This window comes from Arthrobacter sp. SPG23 (assembly GCF_000876655.1).
Taxonomy (GTDB): Bacteria; Actinomycetota; Actinomycetes; order Actinomycetales; family Micrococcaceae; genus Arthrobacter.
The window spans coordinates 126,584-142,864 of record NZ_JYCN01000021.1 but is presented as its reverse complement, the minus strand read 5'-3'; the positions used below and the strand labels follow the sequence as shown (position 1 = coordinate 142,864).

The 16,281-nt window shown below is 63.0% G+C and carries 12 protein-coding genes; 7 read left to right on the top strand and 5 right to left on the bottom strand.

The genetic code is table 11. The features are described 5' to 3' along the window. Positions 1-25: 25 nt before the first annotated feature. Positions 26-982 (bottom strand): NAD-dependent epimerase/dehydratase family protein, encoded by a 957-nt coding sequence (locus TV39_RS13915; RefSeq protein ID WP_043482618.1) that lies wholly within the window; start codon positions 980-982, stop codon positions 26-28. Continuing rightward, complete coding sequence (locus tag TV39_RS13910) at positions 975-2,045, bottom strand: glycosyltransferase (protein WP_052500580.1); 1,071 nt, start codon at positions 2,043-2,045, stop codon at positions 975-977. The genes TV39_RS13915 and TV39_RS13910 overlap by 8 nt, the downstream gene beginning before the upstream one ends. A gap of 161 nt (positions 2,046-2,206) precedes the next feature. On the opposite strand from TV39_RS13910, the gene TV39_RS13905 reads away from it, so the two are divergent. Both TV39_RS13905 and TV39_RS13900 read left to right on the top strand, forming a co-directional pair. Beyond that, positions 2,207-4,135 carry a hypothetical protein gene (locus tag TV39_RS13905; RefSeq protein WP_043482617.1) on the top strand — a complete coding sequence of 643 codons (1,929 nt, stop codon included), beginning with the start codon at positions 2,207-2,209 and terminating at the stop codon, positions 4,133-4,135. Positions 4,136-4,212: 77 nt separating this feature from the next. Then, entirely contained in the window at positions 4,213-6,465 is a 2,253-nt protein-coding gene (locus TV39_RS13900) for a hypothetical protein (protein WP_043482616.1), read from the top strand. A 58-nt stretch (positions 6,466-6,523) separates the two neighbouring features. On the opposite strand, the gene TV39_RS13895 is transcribed toward TV39_RS13900, so the two are convergent. After that, positions 6,524-7,942 carry a sugar nucleotide-binding protein gene (locus TV39_RS13895; RefSeq protein ID WP_043482685.1) on the bottom strand — a complete coding sequence of 473 codons (1,419 nt, stop codon included), beginning with the start codon at positions 7,940-7,942 and terminating at the stop codon, positions 6,524-6,526. Beyond that, a complete protein-coding gene (gene rfbB, locus TV39_RS13890; protein ID WP_043482615.1) occupies positions 7,939-8,937 on the bottom strand; it encodes a dTDP-glucose 4,6-dehydratase in 999 nt (332 codons plus the stop codon). Before rfbB ends, TV39_RS13895 begins: the two co-directional genes overlap by 4 nt. A 57-nt stretch (positions 8,938-8,994) precedes the next feature. On the opposite strand from rfbB, the gene rfbA reads away from it, so the two are divergent. Then, a complete protein-coding gene (rfbA, locus tag TV39_RS13885; protein ID WP_043482614.1) occupies positions 8,995-9,867 on the top strand; it encodes a glucose-1-phosphate thymidylyltransferase RfbA in 873 nt (290 codons plus the stop codon). A gap of 76 nt (positions 9,868-9,943) precedes the next feature. On the opposite strand, the gene TV39_RS22570 is transcribed toward rfbA, so the two are convergent. Beyond that, on the bottom strand, positions 9,944-12,142 hold the full coding sequence (locus TV39_RS22570; protein WP_326942838.1) for a lysozyme: 2,199 nt from the start codon (positions 12,140-12,142) through the stop codon (positions 9,944-9,946). 768 nt (positions 12,143-12,910) lie between these two features. On the opposite strand from TV39_RS22570, the gene TV39_RS13875 reads away from it, so the two are divergent. From TV39_RS13875 to TV39_RS13860, 4 genes are all read left to right on the top strand, one after another. Further along, positions 12,911-14,134 (top strand): CpaF family protein, encoded by a 1,224-nt coding sequence (locus TV39_RS13875; RefSeq protein WP_043482683.1) that lies wholly within the window; start codon positions 12,911-12,913, stop codon positions 14,132-14,134. Beyond that, positions 14,134-14,988, top strand: coding sequence for a type II secretion system F family protein (locus tag TV39_RS13870; RefSeq protein ID WP_043482613.1), 855 nt, complete (start codon positions 14,134-14,136; stop codon positions 14,986-14,988). Before TV39_RS13875 ends, TV39_RS13870 begins: the two co-directional genes overlap by 1 nt. Then, on the top strand, positions 14,985-15,926 hold the full coding sequence (locus TV39_RS13865) for a type II secretion system F family protein (protein WP_043482612.1): 942 nt from the start codon (positions 14,985-14,987) through the stop codon (positions 15,924-15,926). Before TV39_RS13870 ends, TV39_RS13865 begins: the two co-directional genes overlap by 4 nt. A 62-nt stretch (positions 15,927-15,988) precedes the next feature. Next, entirely contained in the window at positions 15,989-16,237 is a 249-nt protein-coding gene (locus TV39_RS13860; RefSeq protein ID WP_043482611.1) for a hypothetical protein, read from the top strand. The last annotated feature ends 44 nt before the right edge of the window (positions 16,238-16,281 follow it).

Below are 16,281 nucleotides of genomic sequence, written 5' to 3'. Positions count from 1 at the left end.
GCAGGCGGACGAAGTCGTCGCTCCGCTACCAGGAGCCTGAGGCGCTTCTCAGTGTCTGCATGTCCCGGACGGTCGCGTCGATTCCCACCGGCAGGGGAGTGAACTGGCGGTTGTCGAGTTCCGTCCAAACCACCGACCTCAACCGAAGATCGTGCGCCTGAGCCTTGGCGAACGGCGATGCTCCGAGGACTATGCGCGGGCGGCGCTTAAAGACGGTCTTACACGCGCCAATCAGCGCGCCGATGGTGTCTGCCCGCTGGGTGGCGATGATCTTTGTCACCGTCTGTCCTGCAACGACGTCGGATCCGGACAGCCGGTCGAGGCAATCGGCTATCAGGGCCGCGGCGTCGTCAATAAAGATGTAGTCGCGGAGCGTGTCCAGGGAAACGTAGACAGAAACCGGTTGGCCCGTCAGGTAGGCCTTCGCGAAGACTGAAATGAGGCCCTGGGGCTTGGCCAGGTTCTGTCCGGGCCCGTAGAGGTTGGCAACCCGGCCAATCAACACGCGGGTGCCTGAGGTTGCCGCGAACGCGGTGGCGGCGCTTTCCGCGGCAAGCTTGGCAAAACCGTAGGGGGCGAGCGGCTGGGTGATGCTCTCTTCGGAGTACGGCGGATCAGGGGCGCCGGCATAAACGCCGCCGGCCGACGAGGCCAGGAAAAACCGGCCGGGTGCGGAACCGGGCATGCACAGGATCCCGGCAATGGAATCCAGTGCGGCCTTGAACACGTCGAGTTCGGAGTCCAGCTCGGCTTGGGATGTTCCGGTAACGCCGGCGCCGGCGCACCAGGCGATCACCCAGGGTCTGCCGTCAGCGAGGGTCCTCAGCTGTTCGGCTCCGGCGGCCAGGGCCGCTTTGGCAGCGGCAGCGTCGTTCCAGGGAATTGAGGAGGTGAGTACGTCATGGCCCCTCGACTTGAGTACGGAGACGAGGCCGCGTCCCAGCAGGCCGCCTGCGCCGACGACCCATACCGGATCAGGCATTGGGCGTGTTTCCCCCGGATGCTGCGGCTGTTCCGTGATTCGTGGCGGCTGCCACGGTGCCGGTCTTTCCGAGGGGACCCACGGCAGGGTCGCTCACGATCAGGTAGGCGGGCTTACCCATGGCCATGTTGACGTTGACGCCGACGTACTCGGCGATGACCCCCAGGGAGAACAGAATGGCTCCGGTGCTGATGAGGATCACGATCATGGTGGACGTCCATCCCTGTTGCCCCGCGCCGTGTCCCGTCAGGTAGGAAATGAAGAGGTAAATGGCAAGGCAGATGCCGAGGAACGCGAACAATGCCCCGATCAGGCTGACCAGACGGAGCCCGCGCGTGCCGCTGGAGATGACCATGCGCCAGAAATGGGACAGCAGGGTGCGCAGCCGGTAGCCGGAGGCGCGGTCCCCCTCTTCCCGAAGAGCTACCGGGCAGGTGGCGACGTTCGAGGCAATCCACCCCAGCGCGACGTCGAGGTACACGGCGTTGCCGGCATAGGCGGCCACGGAGCGGGCAACCTCGCCGGTGACAAGCCGGAAGCTTTGATAGTTGGGTGCGTCGTTACTCGACAGGAGTGCAGACACCACCTTCTTCGCACCCTTTGAAGCGGCGTTCCGGAGGAATCCGTGCGGAGGCTTATTGGTGGGCAGCGCATACACCAGCGTTGACTGCCGGGCCATGGCGGTATCCAGCATGTCGCCGATAGCGGCGGGATCGTGCTGGCCGTCCTCATCCATGGTGACAACCCAGTCACCGCCGGCGGACGCCATGCCGGCCAGAGTGGCGGGGTGTTGTCCGAAGTTGCGGCTCAACCACACCCCGCGGACGATGTCGTAGCGTGCCACGAGGTCACGGATGACCTGCGCAGAGCCGTCCGGGCCGTGATCGAATACGAGGAGGACTTCTGCAATGACAAAACGGTGGCCGGCCGGCGAAATTTGCGGTTCCGCGAGTCCCATCAGTTCCGCAACGACCGCCGGCAGCGTCTTTTCGCCTTGGTAAACAGGTACGACGACGGAAATACGATGGGTGTTGGCCGAAGAGCCTGTCACTGCATTGGTCATGTGCACAGAGTCTACCGGTTTGGCGACAATGCAGTGTGACGCGTGGCCGGCCCCGGAGGCCGGCCCTGGCGGCCGCAGGCCTTAGAATCTTTACTTGTAACCGAGCAGCCTCCGGGAAGCTGCCCAGAAATTCAACGAAAAATGTCGGGGTATCCAGCGGAATGACACAGCAGACAGCTGCCACCAACTCTCGGAACCGCTGGCAGCATTTGATCTCAGCCGCCGCCATGGCCTTGTCCGGACTGATGTACTGGGTACTCCAGGTCCGTCCGCTGACCACCAGTAACGGATTCAGCTGGCACAACTTCCGCCAGTACTTCCCTTACGATCAGTACTCTTACCTGGCCATCGCGGTGAACGTCAAAAACGGCAACATGGCCGCGGTCGAACCGTTCACCGAAACCGGCACCAACCACTATCCCCGGCTTTACTATGTTTTCCTGGGGCTGCTGGCGCGTCTGTTCAACACGGACATCATTGGCACGTGGCAGGTTGCGGGCCTCGCGTTTCAGTTCATCATGGTGGCGGCCATAAGCTGGCTGCTGATCCGCCTGACCGGCCTGCCGGTCCTGGGTGTCCTCGGCTTTGTGCCCAGCATTATCGGCACGTTCGCCGTGGCTTCCACCGGCAACTGGCACCACTCTTTGGACAACCACGGTGTTCTGTGGGGCGCTTTCGGGGTGCTATTCACTCTCAATGGAGAATCCGCCGCGCTTTCCATTGCTGTCACCGCCATCTGCATCCTCATAGGCGTGACGTTTCCCCTCCTGGACGGCAGGGCGCCGGCTGGCGCCAAGACCCGGACCGCCGTCGTGATTGTTGCCGCTGCCGCCGTCGGTGCGCTGGCAAATGTGCAGACATACTCGTTCCTAACGGCCGTGTACCTTCTTGTCTACGCAACGGGCGCCTACGGCCTGTTGATGTACGGCCGGAAGTGGCACGCTTCCGTGAGCCTTTTGTTGCTGGTGGCAGTGCTCCTGGGCGGTACAACGATCGCTGCCAAGGCAGGTCCTCTGGTCACCCTGATGGCGGGCCTTCTCGCCGCTGCGCCCGGCTTTATTCTGGTCCTGCTGAAAAACAAGATTCCCGTCATCGCCGCCTGTGTAGCGCTGGCGCTGGCTGCTTCGCCGACGATCCTCGGAACCCTGCTGGGGCTGGCCGACAAGGATGACTTCCTGACATACCGGGAGCTGTCATCCAACGCCCTGGGCGTGCCGCTCTGGACCGGTATTTTGGGCGCGCTGGTTCCTTTGCTCATGCTCGCATTGATTTTCTGGGCGGGACTGGTGCAAGGAAACAAAGCGTGGTTGGCGTTCGCCCTCGGCGCCGCTTTCGCTTGGCCCGTGGTCGCCAGCAATGACCTGTGGGGTGCGAACCAGGAACCGTACCGCTTCTGGATCGACAGCTTCACCATGGTCACAGCGGCCGCTGTTCCGGTGTTCTGCCAAGTCGCAGTCCGGAGCTGGCATCTGTGGCGCGCGGGCCGGAAACAGCAGACCCGGGCGGCTGAATCGCCCGACCTTTCGAATTCTGCTGCGCGGCCAGCTGCCGGCTTCGGCCGCACACCGGCGATTGTGGTGGCGACAGCCTGCGTGGCGGTGGTGGCGGCTTTTGCCGTTAGCCTCTCGGACTACTCAAAATTTTCGGACTATGTCCATGACTACGGCACAGCGAGTTTCAACGACCCGCAGGCACTTGCGATAAAGTCAGCTGCAACGCCGCTCACCGAACCCGGCTCAGACTTGCGCGTCACGGTGGACGCCAAAGGGCAGGCGTCCGAGCTGGTGATGTTCGATCCGTGCATCAGCCCGTTCCGGGTGAAAGCACTGACTGGCCTGCCCACCGCGTTTTACAACCTCGGCCTCGCCTGGCCCAAGAACGAAAAAGACATTCGCGAGATCCTTGTGCAGCGCGCAAACGGCTCGTTTGCCCAGCCTGCCGCGGAAAAAGTGGACATCCGCTACGTACTAACGGACACGGGCTGCCCCACCGGCTGGCAGGGGAAGGTCAATGGAGCGAAAATATCGGAGGCCGCCTACAACAACGGCGGGCAGCCGGCCACGATTACGCTGTGGAAGGTAGCGGGCTGAGTACGTTCGCCTGGCCGGATTCTGATGCCGGCAATCGAAGTCGGTGATGCGGGTTCGAACATGAAGACAAGGAACTAATGCTAGACAGTGAAGACGCGCCGGCGCGCCCGCTACTTTGGGTCCTCATCACCGCAGTCAGCGTGCTAATCCTCAGCTTGATTCCGCTGATCTGGACGCCGCGGTTCTACTTTTGGGATGACACCGAAAACGGCGCCTACGGAGTCTGGTACCACCTGGGTGAATCGCTGTTGTCCGGCACGGTGCCGATCCTCAATCCCCAAGTATGGTCGAGCGGGAACTATGCAGCCGAAGGGCAGTGGGGAACCTGGAACCCGCTCGTCATGCTCATCGGGGTGATTGTCTACCTCGCCCCCGATGCCGTTGTAGTAACCACCAGCCTCAAAATTGCTTTCCTGGTCATCGGCGGCGTGGGCTGCTATCTGTTGAGCAGATCGTTCAAGGTTCCGCCCGCCTTGGCCTTGGTGGCAGGGGTCGCCTCGCCTTTGAACGGCTTCACCATGTTCTTCGATGCCCCTTCGTGGGTCACGGGGCAAATCGCGTGGTCAATCGTGCCCTATCTCTGGATGCTGCTGAAGATGGCCAGTGAGGGGCGGCGGAATCCACTCTGGGCGTTCCTGGCGGGATATCTCGTGGTCACCATTGGGTACGTGGCCGGAACCGTGGCGGTGGGCTTCGTTTTGCTGGCCGTTGGCGTGGACGCCCTGCTGAAGCGCCGATGGGGGACAGCGTGGCGCACTGCGGCGGTTGGGTTCGGCTTGGTCCTGGTCGCCGTCGTGGTTTACCTGCCCGGCGTCCTGACCGCGGCAGTGACAACGCGAAGCTCCACTGCCATCGCCAACGACGACTTCATGGGAGTTGACCTCAGTGGTCTCCTGAGCTCAACCATCGCCACTGCCTACCCAATGATGCCGTCGTGGTGGTGGGGCGGCTTCTCCGCTCCTGCGCCGGCACTGTACATAGCCTGGTTCCTGCCGCTCGTCGCGTTCCTGAGCTGGCGCCGGATTCGGGCGTACGCACCGAAGATCAGGGACATCCTGTTCTTCGCAGCCCTTTCCCTGATGTTTGTGCTGCTGCCTTCGACCGTGGGCCCCCTCCGCTATCCTGCCCGCTTTATGCCGTACCTGGCGCTGGTTTGCATCCTTCTTTGTGTTGTCTTGCTCTCCCACGCTCTGGCCAAGCATCCCTCGAAGCTGTCCCTGCTGGGTGCCACGGGCGCCATTGCGTTCGGTGTCTACGGTGGCTGGGCCCAATACCCCGACCGCTACCTCGCGGTCTTTTTGGCCGGCGTCCTCGCGATAGCCGCCATCTGCGTGCTGTGGTGGCGGATGCGTGGCAATAAACTCCCGCTGGACAAAATGTCCATGGCTTCCTCCGTCGCCGTAGTATGTCTTGGCGTGACGTTGGGGACCACCCTGCTGCAATATCGGACAACCGCCGTGAGCCCGCTGTCTGATTCCGTCGTGCCGGCGGATACTGCCGTTCCCAAGCGTGTCCTCGCAGATGTCCAGGGGGAGGTCCTGGTGGTCGGGGACCCGCTCGACTACCCGCAGGACGAGTCGACCTGGTCCAGGACCCTGATGGCCAACACCTGGTACCTCAGCCCCGCTTCGGTCCTGAACAGATACCAGCTGATCGGGCACACGGAGTACAACAAGGCTCTGTGCCTGCGATACCTGGGCGGGACATGCGTTGAACTGCTGGACCGCCTGTTCGAGCGGCGGGGGGAAACCGGCATGCTGCTGGCCGATGAACTTGGTATCGACAACATTCAAATCCTGAAGAAGTCCTTTGCCGGAAATCAGCGGCCCACAGCTTCTAACAATTATGTCGGAAGGCAGGACCCCGTGCCCGTCCGATCCGTGCCCGCAGGGTGGCGCGAAGTGAGCGACGACGGCGAAATAGCGCTCTGGAGCCGCGATGTTCCAACGGGCTCGTCCGGCGGGCTCGTTTGGACCTCGCCAGGCACCAAGCTCACCGAGACCGGACGCACGGCCACTGAAGTCACGCTTCGCGTCGATCAGGTTGCCTCCGGCGGCGGCCGCGCAGCCCTGGGCCGGTTGCCGTGGCCCGGGTATCACGCCAGCGGCGCGGACATCACTTCCCCCGTCGACGGATTCCTGTTGGCCCTGGATGTTCCGGAGCACGCGGCCGGCTCTACGGTTTCAGTTTCCTTTACGCCGCCGGGCTGGGCCGCAGGGGTAGCCCTGTGGTGCGTTGGTGTGGGCGGCATGGTCCTGTGGACGGCTTGTGACCTTGTTGCATCCCGCAGGCGCCGCGGTTCGACAGAAAAGGCCAGCTTGGCCAGTTAACGCCAAAGCCGGGCGCTGTCCTTTCGGACGGCGCCCGGCTTCGCCTTTTACTGCGGTGCTAAACGGTTGCCTGGCTTGTGCTGAGGTATTCGGTGAGGGCTGTTTTGGAGTTCCGTGGGCGGAATCCTGTGGCCTTGATTTTTCCGAGGTCCAGGACGCTGTTTAGCGGCCGCGGCGCGGCTGCCTTGTCCTTGAAGTACTCGGCGGTGCTGACCCCGGTAACGACGGACCGTTCGGCGCCGCTGAGTTCGTAGACGTCGGCGGCGATTTCGGCCCAGGACTGCGGGGAGCCGTCGTTGCTCAGGTTGTAGGTTCCAAACGGGGCCTTGGTCTGGAGCAGGTGGTGGATGCCGTCGGCGATGTCCGTGGCGAAGGTCAGGCGGCCGATTTGGTCGTCGACGACGGCGGGCTGGACGCCGCGGCCGGCCAGGGCCGCCATGGTGCGGACGAAGTTGTTACCTTCTCCGATGACCCAGCTGGTCCGGACGATGTAGTGCCGGGGGACTGTGCTGACGATGGCGTCGCCGGCGGCTTTGCTTTGGCCGTAGACGCCCAGGGGAGTGAACGGTTCGTCCTCGGTGTGTTCGGTGCGGGTCCCGTCGAAGACGTAGTCGCTGGAGACGTGCACCAGCGTCAGGGAGTGTTCCGCTGCGATGCGGGCCAGCCGGCCGACGGCGGTGGCGTTGATGGCCCACGCGGCCTCGCGTCCGGTTCCTGTTTCGGCGGTGTCCACCGCGGTGTAGGCGGCGGCGTTGATGATGGTGCTGTAGTTGCCCCAGTGCCGTGCCGTGTAGGATTCCGGGTCCAGGAGGTCGAAGTCCTGCCGGCCGGCGAACTCGATGGAGGCGTCGCCGTCGTACGCCTTGCGCAGGGCGCGGCCCAGTTGCCCGTCCGCGCCCAGAACGAGGGTTTTGCGGGGGCCCATGGGTTTGACGTCGGCCAGGCGCGGATGGCCCAGGTCCTTGTCGGAGACTTCCGCTTCGCTGAGGGGGATGGGCCAGGGGATGTTCGCGGTCTCATCGGCCAGGTTCAGGAAGGTGTATTCGGCCTCCGGCGACCAGTGGTCGTTGACCAGGTAAACGTAGGAGGTGTTGTCTTCCAGGGTCTGGTAGGAGTTCGCGACGCCGCGGGGGATGAAGATGGCCTTACTGGCATCGAGCTCCGCGGTGAAGACCGCCCCGAAGGTCGGCCCTTCGCGGAGGTCCACCCAGGCGCCAAAGATCCGGCCGGTGGCCACGGAGACGAACTTGTCCCATGGCTCAGCGTGGATGCCCCGGGTGGTTCCGGTTTTGTCGTTGAAGGAGATGTTGTTCTGGACGGGGCCAAAGTCGGGCAGCCCGGCAGCGATCATTTTTTCCCGCTGCCAGTTTTCCTTGAACCAGCCGCGGTTGTCGCCGTAGACCGGAAGGTCGTAGACCACGACGCCGGGAATCGGCGTTTCCGCGCCTGCGAGCTTCTTTTGAAACTCCATGCTTATTGGCCCTGCTCCTTGTACTTGGCTTCGGTGGCGGCCTTCTGCGGGCGCCACCAGTCCTCGTTGTTGCGGTACCAGGCGATGGTGTCCTCGATGCCGGCGTCGAAGTTGGAGAATTCCGGCTTCCAGCCGAGTTCGGTGCGGAGCTTGGTGGAGTCGATGGCGTAGCGCAGGTCGTGGCCGGGGCGGTCCACGACGTGGTCGTACGCGTCTCGGGGCTGGCCCATGTGCTCAAGGATGAGTTCGACGACTTCCTTGTTGTTCTTTTCGCCGTCGGCACCGATCAGGTACGTCTCCCCGATGATGCCCTTTTCGATGATCGCCAGGACAGCGGAGGAGTGGTCGTTGGCGTGGATCCAGTCGCGGACGTTTTCGCCCTTGCCGTAGAGCTTGGGACGGATGCCGTCGATGACGTTGGTGATCTGGCGGGGGATGAACTTTTCCACGTGCTGGTAGGGGCCGTAGTTGTTCGAGCAGTTGCTGATGGTGGCCTGCAGCCCGAAGGAACGCACCCAGGCGCGGACCAGCAGATCCGAGCCCGCCTTGGTGGAGGAGTACGGGCTCGAGGGGTTGTACGGGGTGTTCTCGGTGAACCGCTCGGGGTCATCGAGTTCCAGGTCGCCGTAGACCTCATCGGTGGAGATGTGGTGGAAGCGCTTGTTGTGCTTACGGGCGGCTTCGATCAGCGTGTAGGTGCCGATGATGTTTGTATCCAGGAACGGGCGCGGGTCATGCAGCGAGTTGTCGTTGTGGGACTCGGCCGCGTAGTGGACCACGACGTCATGGTCTGCCACGAGCTGGTCGACCACGGACGGATCGGCGATATCGCCTTCCACGAAAGCGAAACGGTCCTCGGGCAGGTGCCTCAGTGACTCACGGTTCCCGGCATAGGTGAGCTTGTCCAATACGGTGACATAGTTGTCCGTGTTGGCCATTACATAATGGACAAAATTCGAGCCGATGAATCCGGCGCCGCCGGTTACGAGAAGTCGCTGCATAGTTTCATAGGTTACCGGATTTGGTTGGACTTCGAATCAGAGGGAAAGATAGGTTGCATGCGCGGAATTATCCTTGCCGGCGGTACCGGCTCCAGACTCCATCCCATTACCCTGGGCATCAGCAAGCAACTGGTGCCGGTCTATGACAAGCCGATGATCTACTATCCGCTGTCCACGCTCATCCTCGCCGGCATCCGCGACATCCTCATCATCACCACCCCGCACGATGCCGACCAGTTCCAGCGCTTGCTGGGCGACGGGTCGCAGTTCGGCGTGAATATTACGTACGCGCAGCAGCCCTCGCCGGATGGACTGGCGCAGGCATTCATTTTGGGCGCCGAGCACATCGGCGAAGGGCCGGTTGCCCTGGTGCTGGGTGACAACATCTTCTACGGCCGGGGCATGGGCACTCAGCTGCGCCGCTTCTCGGACATCGACGGCGGTGCGGTGTTCGGTTACTGGGTTGCCGATCCGTCCGCCTACGGCGTGGTGGAATTCGATGCTGAAGGCAAGGCCATTTCGCTCGAGGAGAAGCCGGCCAAGCCCAAGAGCCACTACGCAGTTCCTGGACTGTACTTCTACGACAATGATGTTGTGCAGATCGCCAAGGACCTGAAGCCCTCCCCCCGCGGAGAGCTGGAAATCACCGACGTGAACCGGGTGTACCTGGAACGGGGCAAGCTTCAGGTGGAGATCCTGCCGCGCGGAACCGCATGGCTGGACACCGGAACCTTCGATTCGCTGAACGAAGCGTCCGAATTCATCCACACTGTGCAGAAGCGTCAGGGCCTGTCCATCGGCTGCCCGGAGGAAATCTCGTGGCGGCTGGGCTTCCTCAGCGACGCCGAGCTGCAGGAGCGGGCGGAACCGCTCGTGAAGAGCGGTTACGGGAAGTACCTGCTTGAATTGCTGGATCAAAGCGCAGGCTGATCAAGCCACAAAAGGCGGGTGGCCGGGAATTTCCCGGACACCCGCCTTTTGAATTTAATGGCTATTTCGGTTGGTGTTATGCCGGGTTTCCCGTGGGCACCGGATCAAGTGCGCTGCGGCTGTATTCGGCAATCACGGGCGAACTGCTGCCGTTGTTCAGCTCCACCAGGCGGGTCCAGGTGCTCACCGGACGCTTGGTCCCGTCGACCATCAGGTAGACCGTGGGCGAGTCGAGGGCCTTGACGAAGACTGTGGTGTCCAGGTTTCCCCTCGCCGCGGGAAGAGCGGTGCAGGTGGACGGTTCAAGGGTCCGTGCGGGGAGCTGGGCGGTTGCCGTCGTGGCCGGGAGCTTCCAGATGCCGCCGCCGTATCCGAGATAGGTGTTCAAAGCGCACCGCACAACGGGCTGAACTGTTGCTGTGGAGGAGTAAGGCGCCAGCGCTGACTGCGGCACGCGGGAGTAGCCCCCGATGCCCAGGCTGTTGGTGATCCTGAAATCCTCCAGCTGCAGCATCTTGTCGGGGCCGTCGATCAGATAGACCACCGGACTCGTGTCCCCGACCGTGAGTTTGGCCAGGGGCAGTATCGCCGGGCCTTTCGGCAGCGAACGAACGGTGGTTGGGGTCAAGGAATAGATGGCGGGAATCTTGCCGAGGCCCAGCTGCGTGAGCGTGGAGATGTCAGGGACTTCCCGCGCAACCGACTTGTCCCGCCGGTAGACAACCGGGGACGATGACGACTTCAGGTAGGTCGGATTGGAAATCGTGGGCCCGGTACCAATTGCACCCAGCAGGGCATCTGAAAACTTGACTGTCGTATCGGGCCACTGAGATGCGTCGGTCATCAGGAATTTGTAGCTCGAACCGATCACGTACCGTGTGGTGCCAGCTTCATTCGACGCAAAACCGGTGAAGGCAGGGCCCTGGGTGAGCTTGGCGATGGACTGTGGATCCAAGGCCGCCGCATTGATTCCATTGGCCCAGACATTCTCGGAGTAAATAGAGGTGGGCACGGGCAGAAGCTTCCCGGCGGTATTCATGTAGGGCTGGCGGCTGATTCGGTCCACAACGATGACGTCCGGACGCACGATCGGGGCGGCGCTGGCATAGGGCAGGGAGGCTGTTACTGCCTCGCTCAGGTTCACGACCGCCGAGGAGAGGCCGGCACGGCTGAGTGAGGCAACGTCAAAGAACTCCCGCTTCGTCATAGCGGACACGTAGAACAGCTTTCCGGAGGGGGAGGCAGTAGCGTTGGCCAGCATTCCGCTATCCGAATACGCTGCAAGCTGGCTGTCCGCCAGCGGGATCCAGCCGGTGCAGCTGCCGCCGCCGAAGTCGTACATGACTGTGCAGCTCGGCACGTGGTACTTTCGGCCGCCGTCGATGAGGTAGATGGAGCCGTCGGAGCCGCGCGCGAAGCGGCCGACGGGGTTCCCCGTCGTCAGCGAGTCCACGTATTGCTGGCTGACTTGGTCCAGGGAACTTACGTTCATGTACAGCTGATACGTAGCCCAGTCCGGCACAGGGTATTTGGTCTTGCCGCTAACCAGGAAGATTGTGCTGCTGGTGGGGCCCTTGACGAATGTGGAGCCAAAGCCGTCGGAGTAGGTCGCGAAGCGCTGCAGCATTTGGTACGTGCCGTTCCACACGTTGGAGTCACCTGCGAAGGGACCCGTGCTGCTGTACTGCCACATGCTGTAGGTGCCCCAGCTGGACGGTATGGCGCCGGCGTCATTGGTTGCAGAGCTCGGGTAGGCTGCCACCCACAGGGGATAGTTCCCGAATCCCGCGGCGTCGCCGGTGCACTGTTTCCACCACATGGTGTTGGTATAAATGACCGGCAGGCGTCCGGTGAGCGCCTGCATGGTGTTGCCGAAATCGCGGACCCAGGCTGTCAACTGGGACGGAGACATTCCGTAGCAGGTATTCCCGAAGTAGAACCCGTCGATAGTCCGGCCTTCATAGGGGTTGAACTCGAAATCCAGCACGGGCGGCAGCGTGTAACCGTCCGCCGTCCAGCCGCCTCCGTTCTGGACGAAATAACGCGCCTGGTCCGCTCCCGAGGACCAGTTCGGGATGGCGAAATGGTAGGCGCCCCGGATCATTCCGACGCTGCGTGAACCTTGATACTGCGAGCCGAACAACTCGTTCGTGTAGTAGTTGCCTTCGCTGGCTTTGACGTAGGCGAACCGTGCGCCCATATTCCACTGCTGCAGCCAGTCGACGGATGTCTGGTGGCCGCTGACGTCCAGGCCCTGCACCCCGAATGTCGGCATCCACGTTCCCTGCGTTTCCAGGGACTGTGTTGTGAACAGTTGGCCGCCGTCCTGTTTTGTGGCTCCGGTGACGCGCGCCGAGCGCTGGCCCATTTCGGCGCCGCCCCGGCCGGCGGCTTTTGCCATCGCGGCCCGACCAGCATCGGAGGTGGGGTCCAAGGGAACGACAGGCGCCGAGCCTGTTGTTGGGGGCACCGGCTCGGCCGGCTGGGTGGTGGTCTGGACGGGCGACGGCGATGTGGCCGGCGTGGCCGGTTGGGACGCGCTTGGTGCTGTGGTTTCGGGTGCTGCGGTTGCGGTGCCCGTGGGTGTGGTCCCCGTGGGTGTGGTCCCCGTAGGGGCCGGCGAAGGCAGAGGCTCCGTTGCACCCGACGTGCCTGCCAGCGGTCCGGCCATCAGTGCCAACGCCAGTACCAGCGGCCCAGCGTTTCTCAGTAAGCGACGCTTGGGTTGAACTGGGGTCCGCTTCATTTTTCGCTCCGGAACAGTGGCGTGCTCCCAAGAGCAGGCCACTAGGTCGCATCTACAGCTGAATCCCGCAGGACGTACCGAACTGTGAGATATGTCTGACTTAACGCGCCTACCATAACACCAGTGTGCATGGAGCGACTAGTGATTCTGGTGTTACTAATGTGAATCAAATTTGGTCCGATTTCCCTGCTTATCCACAGCTTGGCCCGTGTGACTTGGCCGACATGTGTATGCTCCCTTAGCTTTAACGGAGTTGTACTGCCTCAGCCAGGGGGCGGCAGTCGTTTGGGGGAACGCATGGATGCTGTTCGAATCGTGGAGGATGAGGTTCGCGAGCTGATCCGGCGCCGTGGCCTGGACCCGCTGCGGCAGGCCGGCGAAGTCAGGCGGCTGGTCGAGGCGGCGGTCAGTGACTATGACGAACGCGCACTCATGGGCCCGCTTCCGCCGATCGGCCCGCTGGAGTCCGCCCGACGGCATGTTTACGACGCCGTGGCCGGTTTCGGGGCGCTGCAGCCGCTGCTGGATGACCCCACTATCGAGGAAATCTGGCTTAACGCTCCCAACGAAATATACGTGGCACGGAACGGCGAATCTGAGCTCACGTCGCTGAGCTTTTCGGACCAGCAGGTTCGGGACCTCGTGGAACGCATGCTGAAGAGCTCGGGCCGCCGGCTTGATATGTCTTCGCCGTTTGTGGATGCGGCCCTCCCGGACGGGTCGCGGCTCCACGTCGTCATTCCTGACGTGACACGGCGCCATTGGGCGGTCAACATCCGCAAGTTCGTGGTCAAGGCCAGCCGGCTCGAACACCTTGTGGAGCTCGGCACCCTGACTCCCCAGGCAGCCCGCTTCCTGGGCGCCGCAGTGGCCAGCGGGCTTAATATCCTCGTCTCGGGGGCAACCCAGGCAGGCAAAACCACCATGCTGAACTGCCTCGCTGCCAGCATTGGCGCACGGGAACGCGTCATTACGGTCGAGGAAATCTTCGAACTGCAGTTTCCTCTGCGTGATGTTGTTGGACTGCAGTGCCGGCAACCGAACTTGGAGGGGGAGGGCGAGATCCCGCTGCGAAGGCTCGTCAAGGAAGCCCTCAGGATGCGTCCGGACCGCCTGGTAGTGGGCGAAGTCCGAGAGGCCGAAAGCCTGGATATGCTGATCGCGCTCAACTCCGGCCTTCCCGGTATGTGCACTGTCCATGCGAACTCTGCGCACGACGCCGTCACCAAGCTGTGCACCCTTCCGCTCCTTGCTGGCGACAACATCTCCAGTGCCTTCGTCGTGCCAACGGTGGCCTCGTGCATTGACTTGGTGGTCCATTGCAGCCGGCAGGCCAATGGCCGCCGCCTGGTGACGGAAGTTCTGTCACTCGGAAGGCGGGTCGAAAATGGCATCATCGAATCGTCCATGGTCTTCTCGATGACCGACGGCCAGTTGCAACCCAAGGCCAACTCCATGCCCGCCGTCGAGAAGTTTGCCGCCGCAGGATTCGACGTGGCGGCGCTGCTGGAGGTCCGCTGATGGCACCCGTGCTGGGGGTGGTTTTGGGAGCGGGTTTGTTCCTCATCTGGTGGTCCGCCTGGGAACAGCCCCAGGCCGCTCAGCGGCGTCCGCAGTCCAGCCGGTTGCAGGACCTGCTGCGGGCTGCCGGGATTGAGAACGTCTCCGGGCTCGGCCTGGTATCCACTTGCGTAGGCGTGGCGGCGTTCGTCAGCATCGTTTTCTTCGCGGTGACCAAGTCCTGGCCCATCTCCGCCTGCTTCGGCCTGTTTGGAGGATGGCTCCCAATGGCCGTGGTCAGATGGCGGGCCCGCAAACGCACTGCCACCCTGCGTCAGTTGTGGCCTGACGTCGTTGACCATCTTCGGTCCGCGATCAGGGCAGGGCTGTCCCTGCCCGAGGCGCTGATCCAACTGGGTGAGAAGGGGCCCGAGGAGCTGCGGCACGTATTTCGTGACTTCGGGGCCGACTACCGCGCCGGCGGCCAGTTCGATCCAGCCCTCAACAGGCTCAAGGAACGGCTTGCAGATCCCGTCGCGGACCGGATTGTCGAAGCCCTCAGGCTCACCCGCGAAGTGGGCGGCTCCGACCTGGGCCGCCTGCTGGGAACCTTGGGCGAATTCCTGCGGGAAAGCGCGCGAACCAGAAGCGAGCTGGAGGCGCGGCAGTCCTGGACGGTGAATGCAGCCCGGCTTGCAGTGGCTGCACCGTGGATCGTCATGGTGCTGCTGGCCACCCGGCCCGAAGCGGTCGCCGCCTATAACACTGCGACCGGGGCAGCCGTGCTTCTCGGTGGACTCGTGGTGTCCGCCATCTGCTACTCCGTCATGCTGCGGATCGGTGCGCTGCCTGAGGACGAACGGGTACTGAGATGACGTCGCCGGCCGCTGTTTCCGTGATCTGCGGACTCCTGCTCGGAGCGGGCCTCTGGCTCCTGGTGGTGCGGCTGCCGTTCATGAGGCCAATGAGCTTTGCCGAACGTATCGAACCGCAACTGAAGTCGCAAAACCTGGAGTCCAAGCTGCTGTCGGCCTCCACGGACAACCTCACGCCGTTCGGGCCGTTGGAGCGGATACTGCGTCCGATGCTGAAGGACGGATTTGCTTTCCTTACGCGTTTCAACCTGGGTTCGTCAGTGTTGAGCCGGAGGCTGGCGCAGGCCGGCATCCGCAAGTCTGTCGTCGACTTCAGGGCCGAGCAGCTGCTGTGGGCGGTGCTGGGATTCGTGCTCGCCACCGGCTTGGTCCTGATCGGGGCAGCATCAGGACAGTTCAATCCGTTCCTTGCCGTCGTCGCCATTCTGGGCAGTGCCCTCGGCGGGTTCCTTTTCAGGGATTACTGGCTGGGCGTCCAGATCAGGAGGCGCCAAAAGCTCATGATGGCGGAGTTCCCGAGCCTCGCCGAGCTCATGGCACTCGCCGTCAGCGCGGGCGAAAGTGCCACTGGTGCCCTTGACCGCGTCTGCCGGAGTTCACACGGCGAACTCGCTCGGGAGTTTGAGCTGGTGCTTGGTGAAACCCGGGCCGGAAAGCCGCTCGTCGAAGCGCTGCAGCGATTCTCCGCACGGACCGATCTGGGCCCCTTGGTGCGGTTCGTCGACGGGATCATTGTGGCAGTGGAGCGCGGGACGCCACTTGCAGACGTCCTGCGGGCCCAGGCGCAAGACGTCCGTGATACGGCCAAACGCGACCTGATGGAATCGGCCGGAAAGAAAGAGATCGCCATGATGGTTCCCTTGGTCTTCGGCGTCCTTCCGTTGACCGTCATTTTCGCCGTGTTTCCCGGACTCGCGGCCATCAGCCTCGGTCTATGACCGAATCCAGACCGCCCGGACTGCCGGGAGAAAACCCGCCTGAACTAGAGAATGGAAGCTCGATGACACACCTCGGAATCCGTGCCCTGGCCGTGATCCAAACCCTCGCCCTGTTGCTCAGGACAACCGCGGCTTTCGTCGGGAAAAGCGGAATGCCTCCCCGCAGCACGGACCATCCGGAAAGAGGGGATGTGCCGGGCTGGGTAATGATCACGCTCATGTCGGCAGTGCTCGTGGCCGCCCTGCTGGCCTTGGCCGGCCCCGCCTTGGAGGGGTTGTTTAACCAGGCCATGGACAAGGTCGGAAACTAGCACATGCCCGCGGCGGTGCGCGCGGCGGACGATGCGCCGTGCCG

Bases quoted from the DNA above. Each gene is read 5' to 3' on its own strand.
- TV39_RS13875 (WP_043482683.1), top strand. From the start codon at position 12,911: ATGGATGCTGTTCGAATCGTGGAGGATGAGGTTCGCGAGCTGATCCGG.
- TV39_RS13900 (WP_043482616.1), top strand. From the start codon at position 4,213: ATGCTAGACAGTGAAGACGCGCCGGCGCGCCCGCTACTTTGGGTCCTC.
- TV39_RS13860 (WP_043482611.1), top strand. From the start codon at position 15,989: ATGACACACCTCGGAATCCGTGCCCTGGCCGTGATCCAAACCCTCGCC.
- TV39_RS13865 (WP_043482612.1), top strand. From the start codon at position 14,985: ATGACGTCGCCGGCCGCTGTTTCCGTGATCTGCGGACTCCTGCTCGGA.
- TV39_RS13870 (WP_043482613.1), top strand. From the start codon at position 14,134: ATGGCACCCGTGCTGGGGGTGGTTTTGGGAGCGGGTTTGTTCCTCATC.
- TV39_RS13910 (WP_052500580.1), bottom strand. From the start codon at position 2,045: ATGACCAATGCAGTGACAGGCTCTTCGGCCAACACCCATCGTATTTCC.
- TV39_RS13915 (WP_043482618.1), bottom strand. From the start codon at position 982: ATGCCTGATCCGGTATGGGTCGTCGGCGCAGGCGGCCTGCTGGGACGC.
- TV39_RS13905 (WP_043482617.1), top strand. From the start codon at position 2,207: ATGACACAGCAGACAGCTGCCACCAACTCTCGGAACCGCTGGCAGCAT.
- rfbB (WP_043482615.1), bottom strand. From the start codon at position 8,937: ATGCAGCGACTTCTCGTAACCGGCGGCGCCGGATTCATCGGCTCGAAT.
- TV39_RS22570 (WP_326942838.1), bottom strand. From the start codon at position 12,142: ATGCCGACATTCGGGGTGCAGGGCCTGGACGTCAGCGGCCACCAGACA.
- rfbA (WP_043482614.1), top strand. From the start codon at position 8,995: ATGCGCGGAATTATCCTTGCCGGCGGTACCGGCTCCAGACTCCATCCC.